This window comes from Caminibacter sp., from assembly GCF_053999135.1.
On the sequence record NZ_JBMXVQ010000051.1, the window covers coordinates 15,623 to 41,139 of the forward strand.

General features: G+C 33.0%; 28 protein-coding genes. 14 read left to right on the plus strand and 14 right to left on the minus strand.

Annotated features, from left to right (window positions below; genetic code table 11):
* Positions 1 to 10: 10 nt before the first annotated feature.
* The 3 genes from hslV to mqnE form a co-directional block, all read right to left on the minus strand.
* Positions 11 to 565, minus strand: a complete 555-nt coding sequence (hslV, locus tag ACXJH6_RS04235; RefSeq protein WP_456470517.1) for an ATP-dependent protease subunit HslV — start codon at positions 563 to 565, stop codon at positions 11 to 13.
* A complete protein-coding gene (gene rplI, locus ACXJH6_RS04240) occupies positions 565 to 1,005 on the minus strand; it encodes a 50S ribosomal protein L9 (RefSeq protein WP_456470518.1) in 441 nt (146 codons plus the stop codon). Before rplI ends, hslV begins: the two co-directional genes overlap by 1 nt.
* 87 nt (positions 1,006 to 1,092) lie before the next feature.
* Entirely contained in the window at positions 1,093 to 2,118 is a 1,026-nt protein-coding gene (mqnE, locus tag ACXJH6_RS04245) for an aminofutalosine synthase MqnE (protein ID WP_456470519.1), read from the minus strand.
* Positions 2,119 to 2,161: 43 nt separating this feature from the next.
* Between mqnE and ACXJH6_RS04250 the strand changes: the two genes are divergently transcribed.
* Together ACXJH6_RS04250 and ACXJH6_RS04255 are read left to right on the plus strand one after the other, a co-directional pair.
* Complete coding sequence (locus tag ACXJH6_RS04250) at positions 2,162 to 4,612, plus strand: [protein-PII] uridylyltransferase family protein (RefSeq protein WP_456470520.1); 2,451 nt, start codon at positions 2,162 to 2,164, stop codon at positions 4,610 to 4,612.
* Positions 4,609 to 6,267, plus strand: a complete 1,659-nt coding sequence (locus ACXJH6_RS04255; RefSeq protein ID WP_456470521.1) for a GGDEF domain-containing protein — start codon at positions 4,609 to 4,611, stop codon at positions 6,265 to 6,267. Before ACXJH6_RS04250 ends, ACXJH6_RS04255 begins: the two co-directional genes overlap by 4 nt.
* On the opposite strand, the gene ACXJH6_RS04260 is transcribed toward ACXJH6_RS04255, so the two are convergent.
* A complete protein-coding gene (locus ACXJH6_RS04260) occupies positions 6,264 to 7,010 on the minus strand; it encodes a 3'-5' exonuclease (RefSeq protein WP_456470522.1) in 747 nt (248 codons plus the stop codon). The genes ACXJH6_RS04255 and ACXJH6_RS04260 overlap by 4 nt on opposite strands.
* A gap of 143 nt (positions 7,011 to 7,153) precedes the next feature.
* On the opposite strand from ACXJH6_RS04260, the gene aroF reads away from it, so the two are divergent.
* The 4 genes from aroF (at position 7,154) to pyk (ending at position 11,157) form a co-directional block, all read left to right on the plus strand.
* A complete protein-coding gene (aroF, locus tag ACXJH6_RS04265) occupies positions 7,154 to 8,212 on the plus strand; it encodes a 3-deoxy-7-phosphoheptulonate synthase (RefSeq protein WP_456470523.1) in 1,059 nt (352 codons plus the stop codon).
* A gap of 68 nt (positions 8,213 to 8,280) precedes the next feature.
* Positions 8,281 to 9,129 carry a KaiC domain-containing protein gene (locus tag ACXJH6_RS04270; RefSeq protein ID WP_456470524.1) on the plus strand — a complete coding sequence of 283 codons (849 nt, stop codon included), beginning with the start codon at positions 8,281 to 8,283 and terminating at the stop codon, positions 9,127 to 9,129.
* A gap of 1 nt (position 9,130) precedes the next feature.
* The gene (locus ACXJH6_RS04275; RefSeq protein ID WP_456470525.1) at positions 9,131 to 9,775 is read left to right on the plus strand and encodes a bacterio-opsin activator; all 645 of its coding nucleotides are present in this window, start codon (positions 9,131 to 9,133) and stop codon (positions 9,773 to 9,775) included.
* The gene (gene pyk / locus ACXJH6_RS04280) at positions 9,775 to 11,157 is read left to right on the plus strand and encodes a pyruvate kinase (protein WP_456470526.1); all 1,383 of its coding nucleotides are present in this window, start codon (positions 9,775 to 9,777) and stop codon (positions 11,155 to 11,157) included. Before ACXJH6_RS04275 ends, pyk begins: the two co-directional genes overlap by 1 nt.
* On the opposite strand, the gene ACXJH6_RS04285 is transcribed toward pyk, so the two are convergent.
* The 5 genes from ACXJH6_RS04285 to argF all read right to left on the minus strand — a co-directional run bounded on the left by ACXJH6_RS04285 (position 11,154) and on the right by argF (position 14,049).
* A complete protein-coding gene (locus ACXJH6_RS04285) occupies positions 11,154 to 11,429 on the minus strand; it encodes a DUF503 family protein (RefSeq protein ID WP_456470527.1) in 276 nt (91 codons plus the stop codon). The two genes, pyk and ACXJH6_RS04285, sit on opposite strands and share 4 nt — an antisense overlap.
* A 10-nt stretch (positions 11,430 to 11,439) precedes the next feature.
* Positions 11,440 to 11,835, minus strand: coding sequence for a Fur family transcriptional regulator (locus tag ACXJH6_RS04290; RefSeq protein ID WP_456470528.1), 396 nt, complete (start codon positions 11,833 to 11,835; stop codon positions 11,440 to 11,442).
* 73 nt (positions 11,836 to 11,908) lie between these two features.
* Positions 11,909 to 12,661 carry a peroxiredoxin gene (locus tag ACXJH6_RS04295; RefSeq protein WP_456470529.1) on the minus strand — a complete coding sequence of 251 codons (753 nt, stop codon included), beginning with the start codon at positions 12,659 to 12,661 and terminating at the stop codon, positions 11,909 to 11,911.
* A gap of 102 nt (positions 12,662 to 12,763) precedes the next feature.
* Positions 12,764 to 13,135: a DUF2603 domain-containing protein gene (locus tag ACXJH6_RS04300; protein WP_456470530.1), complete on the minus strand. Its 372-nt coding sequence runs from the start codon at positions 13,133 to 13,135 to the stop codon at positions 12,764 to 12,766.
* Positions 13,120 to 14,049: an ornithine carbamoyltransferase gene (gene argF / locus ACXJH6_RS04305; RefSeq protein WP_456470531.1), complete on the minus strand. Its 930-nt coding sequence runs from the start codon at positions 14,047 to 14,049 to the stop codon at positions 13,120 to 13,122. Before argF ends, ACXJH6_RS04300 begins: the two co-directional genes overlap by 16 nt.
* Before the next feature lie 67 nt (positions 14,050 to 14,116).
* Between argF and ribA the strand changes: the two genes are divergently transcribed.
* The 7 genes from ribA to ACXJH6_RS04340 are packed head-to-tail and all read left to right on the plus strand — an operon-like array spanning position 14,117 to position 18,800.
* Complete coding sequence (ribA, locus tag ACXJH6_RS04310) at positions 14,117 to 14,674, plus strand: GTP cyclohydrolase II (RefSeq protein ID WP_456470532.1); 558 nt, start codon at positions 14,117 to 14,119, stop codon at positions 14,672 to 14,674.
* 17 nt (positions 14,675 to 14,691) lie between these two features.
* Positions 14,692 to 15,231 carry a 16S rRNA (guanine(527)-N(7))-methyltransferase RsmG gene (gene rsmG, locus ACXJH6_RS04315; RefSeq protein ID WP_456470533.1) on the plus strand — a complete coding sequence of 180 codons (540 nt, stop codon included), beginning with the start codon at positions 14,692 to 14,694 and terminating at the stop codon, positions 15,229 to 15,231.
* Positions 15,219 to 15,416 (plus strand): hypothetical protein, encoded by a 198-nt coding sequence (locus ACXJH6_RS04320; protein ID WP_456470534.1) that lies wholly within the window; start codon positions 15,219 to 15,221, stop codon positions 15,414 to 15,416. The genes rsmG and ACXJH6_RS04320 overlap by 13 nt, the downstream gene beginning before the upstream one ends.
* The gene (locus tag ACXJH6_RS04325) at positions 15,403 to 15,780 is read left to right on the plus strand and encodes a hypothetical protein (RefSeq protein WP_456470535.1); all 378 of its coding nucleotides are present in this window, start codon (positions 15,403 to 15,405) and stop codon (positions 15,778 to 15,780) included. The genes ACXJH6_RS04320 and ACXJH6_RS04325 overlap by 14 nt, the downstream gene beginning before the upstream one ends.
* Positions 15,777 to 16,310, plus strand: coding sequence for a PAS domain-containing protein (locus tag ACXJH6_RS04330; protein WP_456470536.1), 534 nt, complete (start codon positions 15,777 to 15,779; stop codon positions 16,308 to 16,310). Before ACXJH6_RS04325 ends, ACXJH6_RS04330 begins: the two co-directional genes overlap by 4 nt.
* On the plus strand, positions 16,300 to 17,733 hold the full coding sequence (locus ACXJH6_RS04335) for a methyl-accepting chemotaxis protein (RefSeq protein ID WP_456470537.1): 1,434 nt from the start codon (positions 16,300 to 16,302) through the stop codon (positions 17,731 to 17,733). The genes ACXJH6_RS04330 and ACXJH6_RS04335 overlap by 11 nt, the downstream gene beginning before the upstream one ends.
* On the plus strand, positions 17,724 to 18,800 hold the full coding sequence (locus tag ACXJH6_RS04340) for an FtsW/RodA/SpoVE family cell cycle protein (RefSeq protein WP_456470538.1): 1,077 nt from the start codon (positions 17,724 to 17,726) through the stop codon (positions 18,798 to 18,800). Before ACXJH6_RS04335 ends, ACXJH6_RS04340 begins: the two co-directional genes overlap by 10 nt.
* A gap of 8 nt (positions 18,801 to 18,808) precedes the next feature.
* On the opposite strand, the gene ACXJH6_RS04345 is transcribed toward ACXJH6_RS04340, so the two are convergent.
* From ACXJH6_RS04345 to ACXJH6_RS04355, 3 genes are all read right to left on the minus strand, one after another.
* Positions 18,809 to 19,696 (minus strand): YfdX family protein, encoded by an 888-nt coding sequence (locus ACXJH6_RS04345; protein ID WP_456470539.1) that lies wholly within the window; start codon positions 19,694 to 19,696, stop codon positions 18,809 to 18,811.
* A gap of 153 nt (positions 19,697 to 19,849) precedes the next feature.
* Complete coding sequence (locus tag ACXJH6_RS04350; protein ID WP_456470540.1) at positions 19,850 to 21,889, minus strand: molybdopterin oxidoreductase family protein; 2,040 nt, start codon at positions 21,887 to 21,889, stop codon at positions 19,850 to 19,852.
* Between the two features lie 28 nt (positions 21,890 to 21,917).
* Positions 21,918 to 22,637 (minus strand): SDR family NAD(P)-dependent oxidoreductase, encoded by a 720-nt coding sequence (locus ACXJH6_RS04355; protein WP_456470541.1) that lies wholly within the window; start codon positions 22,635 to 22,637, stop codon positions 21,918 to 21,920.
* Positions 22,638 to 22,649: 12 nt separating this feature from the next.
* Between ACXJH6_RS04355 and ACXJH6_RS04360 the strand changes: the two genes are divergently transcribed.
* On the plus strand, positions 22,650 to 23,375 hold the full coding sequence (locus ACXJH6_RS04360) for a YdcF family protein (RefSeq protein ID WP_456470542.1): 726 nt from the start codon (positions 22,650 to 22,652) through the stop codon (positions 23,373 to 23,375).
* 392 nt (positions 23,376 to 23,767) lie between these two features.
* On the opposite strand, the gene ACXJH6_RS04365 is transcribed toward ACXJH6_RS04360, so the two are convergent.
* Both ACXJH6_RS04365 and thrC read right to left on the minus strand, forming a co-directional pair.
* Positions 23,768 to 23,971 carry a hypothetical protein gene (locus tag ACXJH6_RS04365; RefSeq protein ID WP_456470543.1) on the minus strand — a complete coding sequence of 68 codons (204 nt, stop codon included), beginning with the start codon at positions 23,969 to 23,971 and terminating at the stop codon, positions 23,768 to 23,770.
* Positions 23,972 to 23,996: 25 nt separating this feature from the next.
* Complete coding sequence (thrC, locus tag ACXJH6_RS04370) at positions 23,997 to 25,517, minus strand: threonine synthase (RefSeq protein WP_456470544.1); 1,521 nt, start codon at positions 25,515 to 25,517, stop codon at positions 23,997 to 23,999.

The following is a 25,517-nucleotide window of genomic DNA, read 5'->3' on the forward strand; positions in this document are numbered from 1 at the left end:
TTCCGCCATATTATTTATCCTCCTCTAATTTTAAAATAGTAATATTGGTATTGGTATAGATACAAAGCTCCCCAGCGATTTGAAGTGATTCTCTGACAAGCTTTTCAGGGTCAAGCTCGGCGTGTCTGTCAAGTGCGCGAGCAGCAGAAATCGCAAAATTTCCTCCGCTTCCGATTGCAGCGAGTTTGCCATCTTCCGGTTCAACAACATCACCGTTACCTGAAAGAATGAAAATATGCTTTGTATTTAAAACAATCATCATAGCTTCAAGTCGTCTTAGATACTTGTCTTTTCTCCACTCTTTTGCAAAATCGATAACGGCTTTTAATAAATCGCCCTTTCTGTTTTGAAGATGGTTTTCAAACATATCGAATAAAATAAACGCATCAGCCGTGCTTCCGGCAAATCCGGCAAGGACTTTCCCGTTATAAAGAGTTCTTACTTTTTTTGCATTTCCTTTAAGTACGGCATGACCGAACGTAACCTGACCGTCCCCTCCTATTACGGCCACTCCGTCTTTTTTATATCCGAGTATCGTAGTGGCTTCTAAATGAATATTACCCATTACTCGCCTTCCACCACTAAATTGATTTTTCCATGAATTCCATGGCCTAATTTAATATCCACTGTATATTCCCCGGGAGCTTTAATCGCTGTATGTTCTATCTGTTTTTTATCAAAATCAAATCCCATCTCTTTTAATTTTTCAGCTATTTCCTTATTGGTAACGGAGCCTATAAGCTGACCGTTTGCTCCTAATTTATGCTTAATTACGATTTTCGTATTTTCAAGTTTTTCTTTTATCTGATTAAGTTCTTTTAGCTCAGCTTCAAGTTTGGCCTGTTTTTCAGCCTGCTCTTTTTCCCATTCTTTAATTACCTGGGGAGTTGCAAGTTTTGCAAAGCCTCTTGGAATTAAAAAGTTTCTGGCATATCCGTCTTTAGCTTCTTTTATCTCTCCGGCCTTTCCAAGACCTTTTACGTCTTTTATAAGTAAAACTTTCATATTTATCCTTTTGAGTTTTTTATAAATTTTTTAATTTTATTACTGAATTTTACTTAAAATTAGTTAAAATTGCAAAAAAGTAACTTCTTACTTATAAATTTTAATTTCATTATAAAGACTGTCTCTCTCAACTGGAACAAATCCCGCATCTTTTATTTGATAAATCAGCTCTTCCATATCAAGTCCGTTTTTAGAAGCCGCTCCCGCGGAAGACTGAATAGATTCTTTTTGAATAGTACCGTCTATATCATCGGCTCCGTATTCCTGGGCCACAAGAGCCAAATTAAGCGTAAATGTAGGCCAATATGCTTTTATGTGAGGAATATTATCCAAAATTATTCTGCTTACAGCTACCGTTTTTAAAATTTCTGTGCCTGTTAAAAATTCTTTAACGTTTAAATAGTTGTTTTGACGCTGGTAAACCAAAGGTATAAAAGCGTTAAATCCCCCTGTTTCTTCCTGCAGTCTTTTGAGTCTCATCATATGGTCTATTCTGTGAAGTCTGTTTTCTATATGCCCAAACAGCATCGTGGCGTTGCTTTTTCTGCCTCTTTTATGCCACAGTTTATGTATTTTAAGCCAGTTTTCACTGCTGACTTTACCTTTACATATTTTGTTTCTTACCGTTTCGTCAAAAATTTCGGCTCCTCCCCCCGGCATTGAATCAACTCCGGCCTCTATCATATCATCCAACACCTCATCATAACTTTTAGAAGAAAGCTCACTGAAAAAATTAACCTCGGCAGCGGTAAAAGCCTTAATATGAATATCGGGAAGTTCTTTTTTTATCTCTTTTACAATATTCATATAATAATCATATCCTACTTCCGGGTTGTGTGCAGAAACCACATGAACTTCTTTAGCTCCTTTTGAATACGCCTCTTTTGCGATTCCCACACACTCTTCAATAGTTAAAGTATAAGGGTTCGGATTCTTTCTGTTTGCCGAAAAAGCACAAAATTTGCATATATCTTTACAAATATTAGTCGGATTTATATGCCTGTTAACATTAAAAAAAACTTTTCTCCCGAATTTTTTTTCCCTTATCTCTTTTGCCATTTCTCCAAGAGTAAAAATATCGTAATCGTAAAGCTTTTCAATTTCGAAATTCATCCACCTACCTTTTTTTTGATAAAATAACACAAAAAGAGGAAAAATGCAACTTGAAGAGTTAATTTATAACTCAAACAACGATTTTGAAATATCACAAAAAATAAAAAAAGAGATAAAAAACTATTTAAATCAGACTACCGTAAAAGGCGGTAAAGATTTTTTTGTAAAACACACAAAAAAAATGGACTATTTTATTACCCTTATTTATAAATACATTTTAAAAAAATCATTTGAAGAATTCAGACCCCCGATGAATAACATCCCGATATCCATAATCGCCCTCGGAAGCTACGGAAGAGAACAGCTCTCCGTTTATTCCGATATAGATATCATGATAGTATATAAAGACCCTCCGGGATATAATATAAAAAACATTATTGAAAGTTTTATTACCATGTTATGGGATTTAAATTTAAAAATAGGTCACAGGGTTCATAAATTAAATGATCTTTTTCCTGCAAGCAATGAAGACATCACCATAAAAACCGCTATGCTTGAAAGCAGATTTATTACAGGCAGCAAATTTTTATGGTATGAAACACAAAACAGACTCAATAAAATAAGAAACTACAATAAAAAAGAATATATACTTGCCAAATATGAAGAAATGAAACAAAGACACAAAAAACATCCCATTTCTATGGAACCGAATATAAAAGAGGGATTTGGCGGAATAAGAGATTCCAATACGCTTCTTTGGATAACAAAAGTTATATTTAATTACCCCAACAACTCTTATTTAATTCCAAATTTCGCAAGCGAAGAAGAATTTAGAGAATACAGAAGCGCACTTGAATTTTTATTCAAAACAAGAGTTTATCTGCATATAACGGCAAATAAAAAAACAGATACCGTATATCTTCAATATCAAAGGGACATAGCCCTAAAGATGGGATATGAGGATTCTCCAAGGCTTCGTGCTGAAAGAAAATTTATAAAAGATTTACTAAAATCGTTATGGAAAGTTAATACATTTTGTGAAATTACAATAAAAAAAATAATAAAACCTTATCTTTATAAAATGAATTTAAAAAAAGCAAAAGAAAAAAGAGTTTCAAGATATTTATATCTTTGCGAAAACGTTCTCTATTCCACGTTTAAAACGTCGTGTTCTTTTAAAGATTATATCCAACATTTATTAAATATTACCGAAAAAATTACAAAATTCGACATTTCCGTTGTAAATAATATCAAATCAAAAAACGATATTTTGCCAAAATCCCTGATAAAAAAACTTTTTTATTCTCATAACGCATATCCTCTTTTTTTGGCTCTTTACAGAGCTGATAAACTTGACAAAATCATTCCTCCTTTTGAAAAAGTAAAGTACTTAGCCCAATTTGACGGATACCATCAGTATCCCGTTGACATCCATTCTCTTTACACGCTAAAAGAAATAGAAAAAATCCCTATGTTTCAATATCTTAAAGAAAAACAAAAAGCCGTATTAAGATTTGCCGCTTTTTTCCACGACCTCGGCAAAGGAAGAACGGAAAATCACTGCACAATCGGAGCTAAAACAGCCAAAGAATTCGCTGCGGAAATAAAATTTCCAAATCCCGACATTATAGAAAAACTGATTAAACATCACACCCTTATGTCAAACGTGGCTCAAAGAGAAGATATTTTTAACGACAAAGTAATTTTATCATTTGCTCAGACAGTGGAAAATAAAGAATTTTTGGACCTACTTTATATTTTAACGATAGCGGACATCAAAGCCGTAGGTCAGGGAATTTTTAATTCATATAAGGAAAATCTTTTAAAAACCCTTTATAAAAACACCTTAAATGCTTTACACAATAAAGAACTTTTAAACGAAATGGCTATCCGAAAAAGAAAAGAAAAAAAACTTCTTTATAAAAAAGATTTTAAAAAACTTCCTTTAAAGCTTCAAAAAGAACTATTAAAATCGCCTTCAAACCAACTCTTTTTACAAAACTCTACCACTGAAATCATAAATATCCTAAACTGGATACAAAACACGGAAAATTTTAAAATAAAATTCGAAAATGAAAAACATCTTATTATTCATCTAGCAAAAAAAGAAACTCTTAATTTTTCCATAGGCTGGTTTTTGGAAAAACTCCACACCCTAAACCTAAACCATCTTTCAATTTATAAAATAGGAGATATAAAATATTTTAAAACAGAGTTTAATAAAAAAGTTGAAGCATATGATTTTCCTTTAATAGAGGAAAGAATAAAACAGGCGTTTGAAAAAAAAGAGATAAACACAAAGCTTAGCTTTAAAAAAGAGGAATTTGAAACGGATTGTAACCATTCTCAAAATTATGCCAGCTTAAAATTGAAAACAAAAAATAAAAAAGGTATAATTTCTACCATTATGGATATTTTTGACAGGTTTGACATAAGCGTAGAAGATGTTAAAATATTATCACAAAAAAATACTGCAAGGGATTTATTCATAATTCCAAAAGAAAGCGGTTTTTGTCAAAAAAAAGAAAAAATCATTAAAAGGCTCTGCGAATGAAAAAAAAGATTTTAATTATAATCGCTCTTATTATGATTATTTCCACCATAATAAGAACAGCAATAGTAGGATTTTCATTTTTTAATTTCTCAAATCAGCTTATAGAAAACCAAACACTTCTTATTAAAGAAATTTTAGAAGAAACAAACAATAAAGAAAAATTTTTACAAATTATTAAAAATTCCCACCATATAAACGATATAAAATTTATACCAGGCCAAAAAACAGAAAACATTAAAATAGAATATAATTTCAAAACTCAGACCATCATTTCAATTACCCCATTTGATGACAACAAAGTTTTACAGATAACCTTTTCCGGAGTAGATTATTTTTCAAAACTTAAAAATGCTGTCTTACAGCTTATAGCAATTGCAATTATCTCTTTAATTATTATCATATTAATCGTAAATTATTATTTAACTCCTTATCTTGAAATTCTTGAAAAAATAAAACAATCCACCGAAGAGATATTAAAAGGGAACTTTAATCAAAAAATAGAAACTAAACTTAAAGGAGAAGCAAAAGAATTTGTAGATTCTTACAATAATTTCCTTAACAAAATGAAAAATTCTTTTGGCGTAATAGAAGAAAAATACACTACATTAATAGAAAAAGAAAAATCAAAAGACCCTTTAAACGACGCAAAAGAAACAATCGAACAACTCGCAAATATTTTTCAGTTTAAAAGATTAATTGAAGACGACGCCACTTCTACCAGCATATTAAACAGACTTATAGACATAATAAAAGGTTTTAATATAAACCATTTTGCTTTAGTGGGAATTGACAACAGCGAAAGAAACGCCCTTTTAATATATTCCCAGGGGGGGGATATATGCTGTAATATTTTGGAAAATTTTGAAAACTGCAGGGCTTACAGGCTCAATAAGGAAATCAACTCTTTAAAATTTAAAAAAATATGCGAATTCCATATATGCAAAAACGAATATATATGCCTCCCTTTTAGCAGTGGAGGAAATTTTACGGGAATTTTAAAAATGATGATGGATAAAGAAAAAGACCAAGAACTTTTACAGCAAAACCTGCCTTACATAAAAGCTTATCTAAATGAAGTTTCAGCCGTTATAGAAGCTAAATACACCCTTGAAAAACTTCATAACCAGACTATAAAAGACCCGCTAACAGGTCTTTTTAACAGAAGATACCTTGAAAACATTCTCCCTACCCTTATAGCCGCCGCTCAAAGAAGAAGCGAAAAAATGGCGTTTTTAATGATAGATATGGATTACTTTAAAAAAGTAAACGATTCGTACGGCCATGAAGCCGGAGATATCGTTCTAAAAACGCTCTCAAATATTTTAAAATCTTCAATAAGAAAAAGCGATATAGCCATCAGATACGGAGGTGAGGAGTTTTTAATTATCCTTCAAAATATAAAATCAATCGACGATGCCGTAAAAGTAGCTGAAAAAATAAGGGAAAACGTCCAAAACACTATAATAGACATAGGGGAAAAGAGTATTAAAAAAACCATAAGCATCGGAATCAGTATTTTCCCTGACCATTGCATGAAAGGATGGGAGTGCATTAAATATGCGGATATAGCACTGTATGAAGCAAAAAGAACAGGAAGAAACAAAGTAGTGTTGTTTAACAAACAACTAGAAAAAGAAACAAACTATAATGCCTAACATTTGTTTTTATTAGGTTTTGCAAACTCAATTAAATCTTCCGCCGATACAATTTCGTTTGGCAGATTATCAAGAGCCTTTAAAAAGACTCTTGAAGTGGTTCTCGCGTCCCCAAGAGCCCTGTGGTCTATTTCTTCGGGAAGTTTAAGCTCCTCTTTTAAATACTTAAGTCCGTATCTGGTAGCCGGAATAGTCTTTTTAGCAAGAGATATAGTACATAGATGCCTGTTTAAAAGATATCCTAAATTCTCTTTTTCAAACTGCTTTGCCAAAAAATTATAATCAAAATCCGCTGCATGGGCTACAATAATACTGTCTCCTAAAAACAGTCTGAATTTTTCCAAAATCTCTTTTTGTTTTTTTTCATTTTTTAACATTTTATCGTCTATACCGGTAACTTTAGTCACATATTTTGGAATATCTTTTGCATAAATCAAAAAAGAAAACTCTTCTACAGGCTCTTTATTTTTTATCTTAACAGCCCCTATTTCTATAATCTGACCTTCTTTTGGTTTTGAATTATTAACTTCCAAATCCACAACGGTATATTCGGCCTCATCATAAGGCATAAGAGCGGTTTTTAAATAAACTTTATCTTTTTTAATAGTTAAAGGAAGCCCCTGAAACCTGAGCAAATCGTATAAAGATTTAAAATTAAACCCGGGATAGTGTTTTTTTAATGCCTGAACAAATTCCTTTTTTGATACGCCTTTTTTTAATTTTTCTATTAACTTTCCAAACATACCCCTACTTTTTTATAAAATTATAACCAAAATAATATAAAACATATAAGATTAGGGAAAAAGTTTATCAATTAATATATTTTTTTATTGCATTCATAAAGCAAACTTGCTATAATATGGTAAAAATTCAAAAAAGGATAAAAATGGTATTAGTTATGAAAGTGGGGGCTACGCAAGATGAAATTAATAAAACAATAGAACAAATTAAAGCGTGGGGACATGATGTGAGTATTGCTCCCGGAGAAAAACAGGTGGTAATAGGCATTATAGGAGACAAAACAGACCTTGTGGGAAGACCTTTAAATACGCTTCCGGGAGTAGCTAAAGTACTTGAAGTATCCGCTCCTTACAAAAGAGCAAGCAGGGAATTTCATCCTGAGGATACTGTTATAGAAGTTGACGGGGTTAAAATAGGAGGCGGAAATAAAGTTATTATAGCCGGGCCTTGCAGCGTGGATACAGTGGAAAATGTAGTATATTTGGCAAAAGTGGCAAAAGAAAACGGAGCTCATATGTTAAGAGGAGGAGCTTATAAACCAAGAACTTCTCCATACACTTTCCAAGGACATGGGGAAGAAGGCCTTAAAATGCTTATGGAAGCAAAAAAAGAAACCGGACTTCCAATTGTAACAGAACTTATGAGCATAAAAGACATTGACGTTGTTTACAAATACGCTGACGTTATTCAAATTGGTGCTAGAAACATGCAAAACTTCCCTCTTTTAAAAGAAATAGGAAAACTTGATAAACCGGTAATTCTTAAAAACGGAATATGTTCTACCGTAAAAGAACATCTAATGAGTGCCGAATATATTATGAGTGAGGGAAACGATAAAGTTATATTATGTTTAAGAGGTACAAGAACATACGAAACTGCTGTTAGAAATTCTTTAGACGTAACGCTGGTACCTATTATGCAAAAAATGACCCATCTTCCTATTATAATTGACCCAAGTCATGCCGCCGGTAAAAGGGAATTTGTAAGCGCTCTTGCATATGGCGGAATGGCTGTAGGTGCCGATGGGCTTATAATAGAAATGCACAACTGTCCTAAAGAAGCTCTAAGCGACGGAGACCAGGCGCTTCTTCCAAGAGATTTTGAATATCTTATGAACAAATTAAAAGAACTTAAACCTTGGAATCAAAAAGAGTGGTGGGAATTTGACAAACAAAAAGAGACTGACTGTATTAAAGTAAAATAACAATTTAGCACTCTATTTTTCTTCCCTTTTTCTTTCTTATTTGCTACAATTAATAAAAAAGGCCTTTTATGGAATATGAAATAATAAAAGAAGCCGTAATAACTGCAAAAGAAGCTTCTAAAAAAGCCCCTAAACTTGAAGGCGTACCTACAGGAATAGAAGGACTTGACGAACTTTTTTTCATAGCCGAAATAGAAAACGGCAAACCCGTAAAAAAACTTTTAGGCGGAATGCCTAAATACAGCGTATGTAACATCACGGGAGTAAATGACACAGGAAAAAGTCTTATGGCCGAACAGTTTGCAATATATCAAGCAAAAGAACATAAAGTATGTTTTATTACCGTGGAAACTCCGGCAAATTTCGTAGTAGCAAGTATGAAACAGCGCGCAAAAGCTATGAATATAGATGAAAACGTAATAGATGAAAATATTATTTTTATAGACGCAACTTCAAATTATAAATTAAGAGATGAAATTCCAACCCTTTTAAATACGCTTGCATATGCCATTAAAGAATATGGAATAAAATTTACCGTAATAGACTCGGTAACGGGACTGTTTGAAAATAAAGAAATGATGGCAAGAACTATCGTCAGACGAATTTACAACTTTTTAAAAAAATGGTACCAAACAACAATTTTAATATCTCAAAAAAGAAGCGGTCATGATTTATTAAGTTCAGAAGCCGCAGGGGGATATGCCGTAGGACATATAGTTGATGGAACAATTGTTTTAAGTAAAGAACTTATAGATTCAACTTATAAAGCAAGAATCTATAAAAAACCCGTAGGAGAAATAGTAAGGCTTTTTAGAATAGACGGTTGCAGAATGTGCGGACATGACACTAAAGTAAGGTTTCTTGAAATCACAGAAACAGGGCTTGTAAAAATAGGAAAACCAATTCAAGGAGAATAAAATGATTCTAAACATAAACACAGACGACACAAACATTAAATATATAGCAGAAAGAGTATTTTTCAAATCAATAGACCTTTTAGGCGGTCTTGACAAATTAGCCGAATACAGAACGCTTACTTGGCTTCCAAGTATTGCAAGGGCCAGCTTCGCTATTGTATTAAGAGAAGAATTTTTAAAAACCGAAGATGAAATAGCTCAGTTTTTAGGAATTACAAGAAACACCGTCAGACAAATTTTAAGAGCGGACCCGAATCTAGCCCTTTATAAAATAGAACACTTAGATGAATTAACAGAAGAAGAAAAAAAACAGCTAAAGGTTCATACAGCAGGGGGAATAGCAAAACTTGCCTATAAATTAATAAAAAGCGGAGAGGATTCTCAGACAGTTATGGAATACTGTCGTGCAATGGCAGAAAAAATCACTCAGCAATGCGATGCTCCATGGACATATCTTGTATTAAAAAATATAAAAGGCCTGCATTATCCTATAAAAGATGCAGAAATTTTAAAAGAAAGATTAAAACATATAAATATAAAAGGCATCTCAGGAGAAGAAATAGCAAACAAAATAGAATATCCCGTTAAAAATCCTGCGGAACTTTTAAAAGAGATAAAAGATTTCCTAACAGCTAAAGGAATATAATGAAAAAAGCAAAAATAGTAGCAACACTAGGACCTAGCAGTAATGATAAAATTGAAGATATGATAAAAGCCGGAGTTGATGTTTTTCGCTTAAATTTTTCACACGCAGACCATAAAACCCATAAATCCTCCATTAAAAAAATCAGGGATACAGCCAAAAAACTCGACTCAAAAACTGCTATTTTACAGGACATAAGCGGACCTAAAATAAGAATCGGAGAAATAAACGGCATATTGGAACTTAAAAGAGGAGACAAAATACGCCTTGTAAAAAAGAATCCTAAAAGCGCTTATGATTTAACCATCAGCTACCCCGAAATTATAGACCAAGTCGAACCAGGGGAATATGTATTTTTTGCAGACGGTTCGATAAGAACGAAAGTAGTGGAAAAAACACCTGATTATCTGGTATTAGAAGTAAAAAACGAAGGTGTTTTATCCAGCAGAAAAGGGGTAAATTTTCCACACTCAAACCTTAAAATTTCGGCAATTACGCCAAAAGATGAAAAAGATTTAATTTTTGGAGCCAAAAACGGAGTAGATATTGTAGCGATATCTTTTGTAAATTCAAAAAACGATATTTTAAAAGCCAAATCTATTTTAAAAAAAGCGGGGGCAAACCCTTGGGTTATAGCCAAAATAGAAACCAAAAAAGCGGTTGAAAATCTTGATGAAATATTGGAAGTAAGCGACGGGGTTATGGTTGCAAGGGGAGATTTAGGAATAGAAGTTGGAATAGAAAAAGTGCCTGTAATTCAAAAGAAAATTATACGCAAAGCAAATAAACTGAAAAAACCTGTAATTACCGCCACGCAGATGCTTCTTTCTATGGTAAATTCCCCTTTCCCAACCCGTGCGGAAGTAAGCGACGTGGCAAACGCCGTTATGGACGGAACTGATGCTGTCATGTTAAGTGATGAGACGACTGTCGGTAAATACCCTATAAAAGCGGTTGAAACATTAGTAAAAATTATAAAAGAAATCCAAAACATCTATCCTTATCATAAAAGATACGAAACGGATGATGACGACGCAATAGCTCTTAGTGTTTCCGATTTGGCAAAGACAATCGAACCAAAAGCGATTATAAGTTTTACAAGCAGCGGAACAACCGTCAAATCCATTGCAAAATACAGACCAAAATCACCTATTATAGCCGTAACACACAGCAGAGACACCAGCCGAAAATTAAAAGTGGTATGGGGAGTTGAAGAAATTTTTGAAATGCCTAAAATTAAAGACCCCGAAAAGCTTATTCATAAATTTATAGATACAGCTAAAAAAATAAATAAACTTCAAGAAGGGGATAAAATAATAATTACCATGGGAAGCATTATAGGAAGAGAAGGCACTACCAATATGATAAGGGTTTACGATATCTAAATAATTTCCATATCGAAAAAAAACTCTATTTCAGGAAAACTTTTATATAGAAATTCTTCTATTTTTCTTTGTATTTCCCCTGCCTGTTTTTCATTATGAGCTGCAAACACTATCGCTATAGAAGCTTCTTTAGGATATTCCCCTGAAATATCTAAAACGGATACGTTGAATTTTTTGAGTTTATCTTTTATAGAATTTATTATTTTACGGCGCTCTTTTAAAGAAAAAACAAATGGAAGTTCAAAATCGGTTATCAAATTTACAATAACCATTTTTAAAGCTTTATTTTTTCTTACATTCCGAACATATTCCGTAAATATACAGCTCTTTTTTAGAATCAGGATATTTTTTTTCCAATTCTTTACTCATCATCTCACTAAAAGGAACGTCTTCAACCTTACCGCATTTTTTACATATAAAATGTGCATGCGGCTCTTTTTGAATTTCAAATTTAGGTTTTTGGTGAAGACATATTTCACTGATAACATTTTCATCTTTTAAAGCACTTATATTTTTATAAATTGTAGCAAGGGAAATACTCGGAAACATCTCTTTTATATTTTCATAAATCTCTTCTATACTTGCATGTCCGTGTTTATCTAATTCTTTTAAGATAGCAAGTCTTTGAGGGGTGGTTTTTAAATTTGACTGTTCAAGCAAATTTTTATAATTTTTCATCTGAACCTTTCATATGTATTTTCTTTTTCTTAAAAAGTCTTGAGACTTTTTGAGAAAAAGAAAAAAGGAAAAATTAAGCGTTTTTAAACGCTTTTACCATTTCTTCCATTTCTTTAACATCGTTTTCATCAATTAAGTCCTCAAGAGTTACGTATTTTCCAACGTTTCCTGTCATAGGTTCGATATCTGTATTAACAGGTAATGTTTTTTTACCAGGTTTCCAGTTTGCAGGGCAAACTTCTCCAGTTTTATATGCATGTTGATGAGCTATAATTTGTCTTAAGAACTCTTTTACGCTTCTACCAACTGGTGGAGCTTGAACTTCTTCAGCTACGATTTGTCCATCCGGATTAATTAAAAATCTTCCTCTAAGAGCAAGTCCGGCACCTTCAATCATTACACCGAATTTTCTTGTAACTTCTCCGGTAGGGTCTGCCGCAATTGTAAGTTTTAAATCTTTAAGTAACGGTTCAGTTTCTACAAATCTTTTATGAGAAAATTTTGTATCTGTTGAAACGGCAAGTACTTCAACTTCTAATTCTTTTAAGAAAGGTAAAGCCGCATTCATAGCCGCAATTTCAGTAGGACATACGAATGTAAAATCCGCAGGATAAAAACATACTACAGTCCATTTTCCTTTGTAATCCTCACTGCTAACTTCCGTATAATGTCCTGTTTCCGCATTATAAGCTTCCATTTTAAATTCAGGCATATTTTTTAATACCAATACACCTTCTTGAGTTTTGATTTCTTCCATTATTTCCTCCTTGGTTTGTGTTGTTTTAGTTTCTTGGGCTAATTCTTTTGTATCTTTTTCACATGCCATCTGGCACCTCCTATAACTGCTTGTTAAGCTAACAGTAAAATTGTATCAAATTAAATTATTTTTGTCAATAAAAGATTATTAAAAAAAGAAAAATTTTTTCCTTTAGAATATTTTCTCCAAATCCAGATTATAAAAAAGATTTGGATGTTCAAGTTTAACTTTCTCTACTATCTCCTGAATACTTTTATCACTTTTTTTCATCTCTTCTAAAACCACCGCCTTGACATCGTCATAATCAATAGGAAATTCGCTTAAAATAGCTTTTTCAAGTTTTAATTCTATATTTTCTTTTAAAGTGCTCTTAAAAGTTTCCATAAAATCGATATATTCCTCACTGTCAAGAACCACTTTAAGTTTTTTATCAGGAGTAATCATAACCCATGTAGGAGAGTTTAAATCACCCTCCAATACTTCAAGGTCTTTACACTCAACAAGTGTTTTGACATTTATTTTTTTTGCTATTTCTTTAGCCAAACCATCAATCCTTTCTGAGCATGTAATCTGTTTTCCGCTTCTGTAAAAATTACTTCACTATATTTTTCAAACACATCCTCACTAACTTCATATCCTCTGTAAGCCGGAAGACAATGCAAGAATATAGCATCTTTTTTAGCAAGACTCATAAGGTTAGAATCAACTTCAAACCCTTTAAAATCTTTTATTCTTTTTTCTTTTTCCTCTTCCTGTCCCATACTAACCCACGTATCTGTGGTAACAACATCAGCTTCTTTAACGGCAACTTCCGGGTCGTTTAAAAATTCCAGCCTAGCTTTGCTTTTTTTTGCTTCTTCTAAAGCTTTTTGCTTTATATTTTCATCTATTTCATATCCTTTAGGAGTGGCTATTCTTAAATTAAATCCAAGTTTTGAAGCCAAAACAGTCCATGAATTAGCCATATTATTACCGTCTCCAATATATGCCACCGTAGTATTTTGAGGATTTTCAAAATCAAATTTTCCAAACTCTATCATCGTCATTAAATCGGCAAGCAGCTGAACCGGATGACATAAATCGGTAAGCCCGTTTATTACAGGGACTTTACTGTATTTTGCAAACTCTTCAAGCCTCTCTTGCCCAAACGTCCTTATCATAATTAAATCAACCATACGGCTTATAACCCTTGCCGTATCTTTTAAAGGCTCTCCCCTGCCGAGCTGAATATCCCTGCTGCTTAAAAAAAGCCCGTTACCTCCAAGCTGATTAATCCCTACTTCAAAAGAAACCCTGGTCCTTGTGGAACTTTTTTCAAAAATCATAGCAAGCTGCTGATGTTTTAAATAAGGTTTAAAGATTTTAGCTTTTGTCTCTTTTTTTATTTGAAATCCAAGGTCTATAATTTCTTTAATTTCTTCTTTGGAATAATCACAAAGCCATAAAAAATGTTTCAACGTAAATCCTTTATCTATAATTTAATAGCTAATTTAAGATATAATTTTATCAAAAAAGGAGAGCTTTTTGAAAAAATCCGAAATAGCCAACCTCCCTACAAAATACGGAAATTTTAAAATTCAGTCTTTTAAAGAAGACAATAAAGAGCATTTAGTGATTTTTACTCCAAAAATTCCTAAAACCCCATATGTAAGAATTCACAGCGAATGTCTCACAGGAGACGCTCTTGGAAGCTTAAAATGCGACTGCGGAGAACAACTGCAGACCGCTTTAAAAAAGATACAAAAACATGGAGGCGTAGTAATATATTTGAGACAGGAAGGAAGAGGAATAGGACTTTTTAACAAAGTAAACGCATACGCCTTACAAGACAGGGGGCTTGATACGGTAGAAGCAAACCATCAGCTGGGGTTTGAAGCCGATATGAGGGATTTTAGTATAGTGGAAAAAATTTTAAAAGAGTTTGGTATTAAAGAAATAAAACTGCTAACAAACAATCCAAAAAAAGAATTCGCCTTTAAAGAAATAAAAGTCGTTGAAAGAATACCGATAAAAGCTACTCCAAATCCTTATAATGAAAATTATCTTAAAACAAAAAAAGAAAAACTAGGACACAAACTTTAAAAATGGAAAGATTGAAAATGGAAAATGAAAAATTTGAAATATTTACAAAAGAGCTTTTAAAATGGAATAAAATTCATAAACTCACCAATTACACCTCTCCCGAAGAAATAGAAGAACAGATAAAAGACAGTCTTTATCCGCTGGAAAAAATAAAAGAGGCAAAAACGGCAATAGATATAGGAACGGGAGCCGGATTTCCCGGAGCAATACTAGCGATTGCCATGCCTGATACAAAATGGTATCTGGTAGAACCTTTAAAAAAAAGATACAGTTTTTTAAATTATTTAAAAACGGTTTTAGGATTAAAAAACGTAACCGTCGTTCCTAAGAGACTTGAAAACAGCGATATTCCCCCTGTGGATTTGATAACCAGCAGAGCTGTTATGCCTACAAAAGAAATTATAAAAATAGCAAAACCTTTTTTAAAAAAAGATGGTAAAATATTACTCTATAAAGGTTCAAACGTTTTAGACGAACTAACAGGAATAAATGCGTCTATAATTTCTAAAAACAATAGAAACTACGTATTTCTAAAAGGCGACGAATGGGAAAACTGATATTTTTCGCACTTATTGCAACAGCGGTTTATTTCTTCTTTTTCAAAAAAAAAGAAGTCTCCGAAAAAAAAGAAACTCAAAATGAACTAATTATGTGCGATAGATGCAAAACGTTTTATCCAAAAAATGAAATAAAACAAATTAACGGTAAAAACATATGTAAGGATTGTTATGCAAATTCTTGAAGCCCCCTTTAGCGAAGAAAAATTTTACTTCGTAAAAACAATTGAAGATATTAAAAACTCCCCTTCAAACTCTACCCTTATTTTTGATTATTGCGATTCAAGCCTTGAAGTTTTTAATTTCTGCAAACAAAATTCAATTCCTTACGGAGTAAACATATCTTCGATAAAAGAGCTTATATTGGTATCAAACCTTAAAGCCAAATATGTCTTTACCGATATTTTAGAAAACGCCGCGGAGTTTCAAAAAATCGTTGAAGAATATTTACTTGATACAAAAGTGGTATTTTTAGTAAAATCTTTTGATGAAATAGAAAAAGCTGCCAGAAAAGGTATAGATGCAGTCAAATTAAAGGAGAATAGATGAGAAAGCCAAAAGTCACCCCTATTGAAAAGGAAGTGGTTTTAAAAGAAGAGGATTTTATTGTTTCAAAAACAGATTTAAAAAGCCGTATTTTATATGGAAACAGAATTTTTATACAAATGAGCGGTTACAGCGAAGAGGAACTTTTAGGAGCCCCTCATAACATTTTAAGACATCCCGATATGCCAAGATGCGCATTTAAAATATTGTACGACCATATCCAAAATAAAAAAGAGTGGTTTGGGTTTGTTAAAAATTTAAGAAAAGACGGAGGATATTACTGGGTATTTGCCAATATTTCGCCTACTTTGAACGAACAGGGAGAAATAATAGATTATTATTCGGTAAGAAGAAAGCCAAGAGAAGGATTTAAATCAATAATAGAACCTTTATACAAACATCTTCTATCCATAGAACAAAGCGGAGGAATGGAAGCTTCTTTAATGGAAGTGGAAAATCTTCTTAAAAAATATAATATGTCTTTTAATGAACTTATGATAAAAATTCAAAAAGGATTAATCAATGAATTATAAAAAAATAGGTTTATGGGTAATAGAAGCAATATTTTTAATTATATCCGCACTTGCGTTTTTAAACAACGATTTTATCTCTTTAGGTCTTGGAATAGTAGGACTTATAGCCGGAGGTTTTTGTCTGTTTAAATCAACTCCAGCCGCATCTTCTCAAAGTGAACTTTTAAATAAAATAAATCAAACAATAAAAGCGGCCGCAAGAGGCGATTTTGAAAAAAGAATAACCAGAATACCGCAAAACGACCCTTTTAGCGAAATGGCATGGGATGTAAACGACCTTCTTGACCAGCTAGAAGCATTTGAAAGGGATATTAAAGAATCGATAGAAGCCGCAAAACAGGGAATCGATTACAGAGATATTGCACCTCAGGGATATAAAGGAAGATTCCGCTCAACGGTAATTATGATTAACGATGCCGTAAAAGCCATTTCCACGGCTCTTAAAGAACAGGCAAGAAGTGAACTGTTTGTTAAATTAAACGAACTCGGAGGAGGCACCAAAAAAAATTTAAACGATATCAAAATCTCTTTCAATACAAAACTTAAATCGTTTATGATAGAAATAGATAAACTCTCAAGCGAAATTTACGAGGGAGCAGACGAATCAGCCCAGAAAATCCAAAAACTTTCAGAAGTTTTAATGGAACTTATAGAGTTTATAGCCCATACCAACGAAGCCATTGATATGCTTTCTCAAAGAGCAGACGAAATAGGAAAAATCGTAGAATTAATTACAGATATAGCCGACCAGACAAATCTCCTAGCACTCAACGCAGCAATAGAGGCAGCAAGAGCCGGAGAACACGGAAGAGGATTTGCGGTTGTTGCTGATGAAGTTAGAAAACTAGCAGAAAGAACACAAAAAGCAACAAGCGAAATTTCAATAACCATTAAAACTCTACAACAAGAAACAAGTGAAATTCAGGCAAATGCCGAAAAAATCACAGAAATGGCCACTTCTTCCAGAGATGACGTTGAAACGGTAAACCAACTTGTTTTAGGATTTAGAGAAAAAGCTCTGCAAAACAGAAAAAATGTCGATTTGGCACTTATAAGAATGTATCTTGATTTAGCAAGATTAGCTCACTTAGTTTATAAATTAAACGCTTATGAATCAGTATTCCAAGAAAAAGAAATTCCTATGCTAAGCGATAATGAATGCGAATTTGGAAAATGGCTAAGAAGTGAAGAAACGGTATCTAAACTTGGATGTCTTAAAGAATACAAAGAAATCAAAGACAAATACCACAAAAATATTCATCTTTTTACAAATAAAGCCCTTGAATGTACCAAAGATAAAACATGTATTAAAAGAAAAGATGAAATTATCGAAATATTCGAAAAAGTTGACGAAAATTCTCATAAACTCAGTGAAACTATGGAAAAACTGTTTGAAGACTATACAAAACATCCATGTCAGTAAAAAAGTTCGATTTTTTTCTTCTTTTTTTGCTTCTTCCATTTATTATAATAAGCCTTCTTTTAGTAAGTGAAATATCCCAAAAACTTTTTATAAAAGAAATTATTTATATAGCTGTCGGAATAGCTGTATTTTTGGCGGTCTATTTTATTCCTATAAGAAAACTTTTATGGATAATTCCGTTTATTTACTGGCTTAATATTTTACTTCTACTACTAGTGGATATTGCAGGTGTAAAAATATTAGGAGCCCAAAGATGGCTTAAAATACCTCTTTTAAACATTACTATACAACCTTCCGAATTTATGAAAACAACACTTTTATTAATGCTGGGATACCTTATATATAAGCATCCCCCAAGACCTGTTTATAATTTTAAAGAATTTTTGAAATTATCTTTTTATATAATCCTTCCTTTTTTGCTTATAGCAAAAGAACCGGACTTAGGAACCGCACTTATTACTCTCATTATCGGTTTTGGTGTTTTGTTTATTGTGGGAGTAGATAAAAAAATTTGGATAAGTATAGGAATTTTTAGCATAATTTTTATCCCGGTAGCGTATAAATATCTTTTAAAAGATTACCAAAAAAAAAGAATAGAACATTTTTTAAATAAGCCAAGTTACCATGTCAAACAGTCTTTAATAGCAATAGGCTCAGGAGGTCTTAGCGGAAAAAGCAAAACGGAAGCCACTCAAACGCAGCTTAAATTTTTACCCATAGCCAGCAGCGACTTTATTTTTGCTTATTTCGTGGAAAGATTCGGATTTATAGGAGCTGTATCGTTGATATTTTTATATTTTTTACTTATAGTTTACCTTTTGATAAAAGCCGAAAAATTAAAAGATGACTATTTTGCAAAAGTTATGTATGCCGGTGTAGCTTTAATGTTGTTTATTTATGCATTCGTAAATATGGCAATGACTATGAATTTAGCGCCTGTAGTAGGAGTCCCTCTTCCTCTTATAAGTCATGGAGGTACCAGTTTTATAAATTTTATGATATTGTTTGCTATTTTGGAGAATTTAGTAAGCAGAAAAGAATTTTTACATTCTCATGGAGTAAAATAAGAGAAGCCTTATTTAGACTCCTCTTTGTTTTCTTTATTATCTGCTGCCTGAGGCATTTTTGTCGGAGCTTTAGGCTTATTGAATTTAGCCATAATTCCTGAAAGTTTTTCTTTAAGAGTTTCAAAAATACCTTTTGTTGACTCTTCACCTTCAAGAATTTTTTCAAGTTTTTCAATTTCTTCATATAAATCTTTATAATCGATTTCTACTCTTCCGTATCCTAAAGCTTCAGCCAGTTTTAACTGTTCTTTTGCATACGCAAGAAGTTCTTTCAATTCATCTTTATTAGGATTTTCTCCATTAGCTAGTTCATGAGCTCTTATAATAGTTTGTTCCGCTCTTAAGATAGGCAAAGGCAACACTATTTTTTCAAGAACCAACGTTTCAAGAGCTTCAATTAATAGTTTTTTAGCTTCTTCATATTTTTCCTGTTCGATTAACGGAATAATAGCTTTTAAAACTACCGGATATGTTCCAATAGGTAGCGCTGTTACGAAAATATCAAGCTCACTTGCCAAATTTAGCATAATATCTCTAGCCAACTGAACTTCACCCGTTTTAATTAAAGCGACAATTTCTGTTTTAGCAGCTTCAACATCATCTACAGTTCCCGGAAAATCCACTACTGATTCCCTGACATCTACAGGAACTAACTGTAAGTTTGGATCTCTTGTAATCAATACTTCAAGTTTTCCTAATACATTTGCTATTTCTTCAAGCGCTTTATCTTTTTCTTTTTTATCAAGAAGTTCGATTACTTTAGCAACAAGATTAATAGCCTCCACCGCTTCTTCAGTTATTTTTTTAACTCTTTCATCAACATATTTATCCTGTGCGGCTTCTACTTTTTTTGTTACCTCTTTATTTTCTTCCATTCTTTTTTTTACTTCTGCCATGTTCCCCTCCTTAAATTTTTTGGTAATAAAATTATACAATATTTAGTTGCCTTTTGTCAATATATTTAAGCATTATTTATAATAAAAAATTTAGTTACTATATTTAAGTATTAATCATATAGTCTTTGACCCAGTTTTTTTGTAAAGAAAATTTCAGCCGAGATTAATAATCTCGACCTCTATAGCCTTAAATCTGGCAGTCTTTACTTTATGGTCGGCTTCGTCCCCAAAAAGATAATTGATACGGTTTTTAGCAAAATGAAACGTCACAAACATCGTATAAGGTCTAACGGATTTTGTAAATTTAACTTTTAAAGGTTTAGTTTTACCGTAAATACTTTTTAAAACTACCTTTTCATTTATTTCATCCCTGTGACATTCATTTACCAGTAAAATATCATCCTCATATCTTTTTATAAGTCTCTCACTGACTTTAGTCTGCGCGGCGTTATTATATTGAGCAAGCGCCCTTCCCGTATTCAGCCACCATCTTTTTTTATCTTCTATTAAATCTTTTACCTCTCCTCTTATATGATATTTGTGATAATGAAAATGACCTTTCCCGTCAGGCGTACTGAATTTTTCTAAATGAAGCACGGGAGTATCTCTTCCGTCTTCACTTATAGGCCACTGAAGAGGTTTTTTTTCCAGTCTTTCGTATGTGGCGCCTTTAAAACGGCTGACTTCTTTTTTACATGCATTAAAAACATCTTCGCTTGAAACATAATTTATATCCCTCCCAAGCCTTTTGGAAAGCTCCTTTATAACCTCCCAGTCATCAGGCAAATCGCTTTTTACAAGAGGTCTTGAGAGATGAAGTCTTCTCTCGGCATTTACGTAAACACCTCTTTTTTCATAAGCGCTTTTTACTGCAAATACGATATCCGCCTCTTTTGTAATTTCATTTTCCATAACTTCCATTACCATTAAAAATTCAAGCTCTTTAAAAGCCCTATGTATTTTATTTTGATTTGGATGAATATGTAAAATATCTTCCCCCATATTGATTATCGCTTTTATTTTACCATCTGTTACAGCATCAATAATATCCGGCGTCATAAGTCCTATATGTTCTTCATCCGGTCTTATGTAATCAGGCAGATAGTACGGAAGACACCCTACATCGCAGGCTCCCTGAACATTGTTTTGCCCTCTTAAAGGCAATACGCCGGCTCCTTTTTTAAAATTACCCGTAAGCATAGCTAGATTACTGATAGCGTTTACCGATTCGGTGCCGTCAATATGCTCGGTTACTCCAAGACCCCAGGTAAAAATAGTTTTTTTTGTTATAAGCTTTGCTATTTCCTCTACCTGTTTTGAAATATGTTCAAATCCGGGCAGTTTTTCAAAAAATTTTTTATCATATTTATCATGCAACAGAAGTTGTTTATATTCTTCATATTTTACGCATCGGTTATTTATAAATTCTTTATCTATCAAGTCGTTTTGTATAAGTTCTTTTGCCAGGGCGTTTAAAAACAGAAGATTGGATTCAAAAGGAAGTATTACGGCCACATCGGCAAATTTCATAAGGGGAATTTCCCTTACATCCACGACAATTAGTTTTGCCCCTCTTCTTTTTGCTTTAATAATTCTGCTTGCCACCATTGGGTGCGCTTCGGTTGTGTTTGAACCTATTACAAAAATAGTCTGCGCATCAAACAAAGAATCAAAATCAACACTGCTAGCCCCCTCCCCTATACTCATCTTAAGTCCGCTAAGACTTGGAGAGTGACAAACTCTGGCACAGTTATCTATATGCGGAGTTTTTACAACGTTTCTGGCAAAATGCTGAAATAGCCATGCGCTTTCTATATTTGTTCTGGCTCCCCCTATTGCGGCAACGGATTTTGAAGAATAGTTTTTTATAATTTCTTTTAGTTTCCATGCGGCAATGTCAAGCGCTAAACTAAAAGGAGCTTCATAAAACTTTTCATCGTAAGGATAAAGGTTTGCGATTCTTATTTGTAATTCAAAAGGCATGTTTTTTGCGTTTTTTTCTATAAATTCATAACTTATCAGATGTTTTTTGAGTCTATGATTTAAAAACTCAAACCCGTATTTACCTTTTATACAAAGTTCGCCCCCGCTTGAAATTCCTTCTTTTAAAGGCTTTATTTTAACTATTTTATCCTGATTAATTTGAGCGTCTATTTCACATCCCACTCCGCAATAGGTACAAACCGAAATCATTAATGCCCTTTTTTTGACTAAATATATCTTATTTTGCCACTTTTTGCAATAGTTTATCCTGTAAACTTACAGGCAACATATTAAAGAATTTAATTAAATAATAAAACCTTTTTGGAAACGCATATTCTTTATAATTTTTTTCAATGGCTTTTTGAATTCTATCAACTCCCTCATCAAGCTCCATTAAAAAAGGCATATAAAAATCATTTTTTTGGGTCATATCCGTCTTTATAAATCCAGGAAGTATATTTATTACTTTTATATCGGGGGCTAAAAGATTTCTCAACGACTGGGCATATGAATTTAAAGCTCTCTTAGAGGCACTGTAAGGCATAGAACTTGGTGCCCCCACAAGAGATGCCAAAGAAGAAATTAAAACAATTTTTCCTTTTTTTCTTTTTTGCATATTAGGAACAATCCCCTCAAGAAGAGCATGAATGCTTAAAAAATTTATATCCATCGTCTTTTTAAAATCTTCAAAAGGAGTAAAAAAAGGTGCATGCGGAAGGGAAATTGCCGCATTGCATATCACTATATCTATATCCTTCACGCTTTTTGAAAACTCCCTTACTTTTTCAATCTCTGCTAAATCAAGTTTTACCGGAATTACATTAGGATATTTTTTTGATAAATTTTTTAATTTTTCCTCATTTCTTGCTAAGGCATAAATCCTATTTGCTTTTTTTGAGTATCTTTTGACAAGTTCTCTTCCAATACCCCTGCTTGCACCTGTTATAATTACATTCAAAAAGGCTCCTTTATGATGTTTATAATCTCAAAACTTTTTACTTATCTTTGTTTGCCACCGGGAATTTTTATAATTATACTTATTTTAGCCGGTTTTTTAGCAAAAAAATTTAAATGGCTTTTTTTTGCCTCAGGAATTCTTCTTTATCTGATTTCTATAAAACCCGTTGCAAACGCTCTTTTAAAACCGCTTGAGAGTTTCAATAAAACAGAAAAAATATCTCCTAAAGCGGTTGTCGTATTAGGAGGGGGAGTAAATCCAAAAGATATTTTACATGCAATGCCCGACGCTTTTAAAAGAGAAGTTTACGGTATTTTAATTTCAAAAGAAAACAGCCTGCCTTTTATATTTACGGGAGGAGGATTAAACAAAGAAGCTAAATGGATAAAAAAAGACGTAAAATTTATAACCTCCGTATGCGGCTGTAAAATAAAAACACTTTATGAAACAAAATCTCTTGATACATACGAAAACGCAAAATTTACCGCCGAACTTTTTAACAAAAAAGGTATTCCAAAGGAAATTTATTTAATAACCAGTGCTTATCATATGAAAAGAAGCTATTATCTTTTTAAACATTTCGGATTTAAAATTATTACAAAACCTATAGGTTTTTTCTCTTCTCCCGTCATTTCAGTATGGGACTTTTTCCCGGGCGAGGGAAGCTTCCATAAAAGTTATAAAGCGATTCACGAATATTTCGGTATTTTAAGCCTCTATTTAAGAGGTGTTATATAAATAAAAACCTTGTTACCGCCCGGCACCGATAAGTTTTTTTAATCAAAATATAATACAAAAACACAAAACAACTCTTACATTCATCTTTTCTTGGCACTGACTAAATACGCTCAACAAGAGTGCAAATTTTTTAACACTTCGAAAAAGCTAAAAAGTGCAAACGGGAGAGCCGTTAAAAAAACGACAACTGCTTGTCGTTTTTAGGCTCGCACGGCGATGAAAATGTGTAAACTTGCACTTCATACGCCTGTAAAGCGCCTTTCGGGTTAAGTGCACTTTTTTTAACGCTTTTTCTCCGTTAAAATTTGCAATTGTTTCACTTTATTTAATCAGTACCCTTTTCTTTTCCCCTAAAATGAATGTTTGATTTATTTTAGGAATTGGTATAATCATTAAGCCATTACGTTAAGATTAACGCCAGCCCCCGTTGCCATTGCAACCTGCTGGGCTATTTGCTGCTGATTTTGTTGATTTTGCTGTTGTAACTGAGCATCCTGCATCTGTTGCTGCTGTATTTTTTGATTCTCTTTTTGATTTTGAAGCTGGTCGTTTTGCTGCATTTGATAATTGTTGTTTACATTCATACCTACTTGCATTTCCCCTCCTTTTTTATTAATTATATCATTTTTTAATAAATTTTACAATCTCCTCTTTTATCGCCTCTTTTGGAATAATGTTTTCGTTTACGATATCTTTTTCAAAAAGCTCTCTTATAACATCAGGCGCTTTGACATCGTAGTGGGTTTCAATATACGCTATAGCGTCTTTATCGGAAATTGTGTTTTCTTCAAGCTCCGCAATTTCTCTGTTTACATCCTCGCCTGTTAGGGCATAATAGATACTCGGAGCGAATTTCGTCCACTCGGCTGTTGAATACGCCACCGTATATTTATTAAGCTTTCCTTTTTCTTTTAAGGTTTCATACGCTTTCACAGCCGTGGCGGTATGAGGGTCCATCAGATAATTTTCTTTGTTTGCATATCTTTTAATAATCTCTTCACACTCCCCGTCAGTAGCAAAATCGGCTTCAAAATCTTCCTGAACGGCTTTTAGTTCTTCAGGAGTCAGTTCAAAATAACCTTTCTCTTCGAGTGAATTCATAAGCTCTTTGGTTCTCTCTTCTCCGAATTTATCAAATATCATTCTCTCAACGTTGCTGGATTTTAATATATCCATCGCAGGAGAGATGGTTTTTATCAGTTTTTTATCCCTTAAATCGTATCTTCCGTATTTAATAAGTTCGTAAAGGACGTTATTTTTATTTGAAGCGATAACGATTTTATCTATAGGAAGGCCCATTTTTTTAGCATAATAAGCACCAAGGGCATTACCGAAGTTTCCGCTTGGAATTATTACATCGATTTTATCTCCTAAGATTATTTCGCCGTTTTCAACCAGTTTCAGATAACTCCAGAAATGATAAATAATCTGGAAAATAATCCTTCCGAAATTTACGCTGTTTGCGGCTGAGAGTTTAATTCCGGCCTCATTAAGCGTTTTTCTAAAATCATCATCTTTTAAAAGATTTTTTAAAGAAGTCTGGGCATCGTCAAAATCCCCTAAAATTCCAAGAACTTTTTCGTTTTTTGCATCAGTTGTAACCATTTGGAGTTTTTGAACCTCACTCGTTCCTTTATGAGGATAGATACACACTACTTTTATATTCTCTTTGTTTTCAAACGTCTTAAGCGTAGCAGGTCCCGTATCTCCAGAAGTTGCCGCCATAATAAGATAATTTTCATTTTTTTGTTTAGCAAGAGCGGATAAAATTACCCCGAAAGGCTGAAGGGCCATATCTTTAAATGCACGGGTCGGTCCATGCCAAAGCTCGGCAATACTTAAATCGCTTTTTACTTTTACCACAGGCACAACGTCCGGGTCGTCAAAATTTTTAAGATACGTATATAAAGCCTTGTCTATTAAATCTTTATCAATATCTACCTTAAAAAGAGACAATATTCCTTTTGCTATATGTCTGTAAGTCTTTTCATCCTGCGGGTCAAGATATCTTATTAAAAATCTTTCATCAATTTTTGGAAGTTTCTCAGGTACATAAAGACCTCCCTCTGGTGCCGCCGGATTTAAAATAACTTCGGAAAATTTCTTTTTTTCTTTAGTTCCCCTTGTTCCGATAAACTTCAT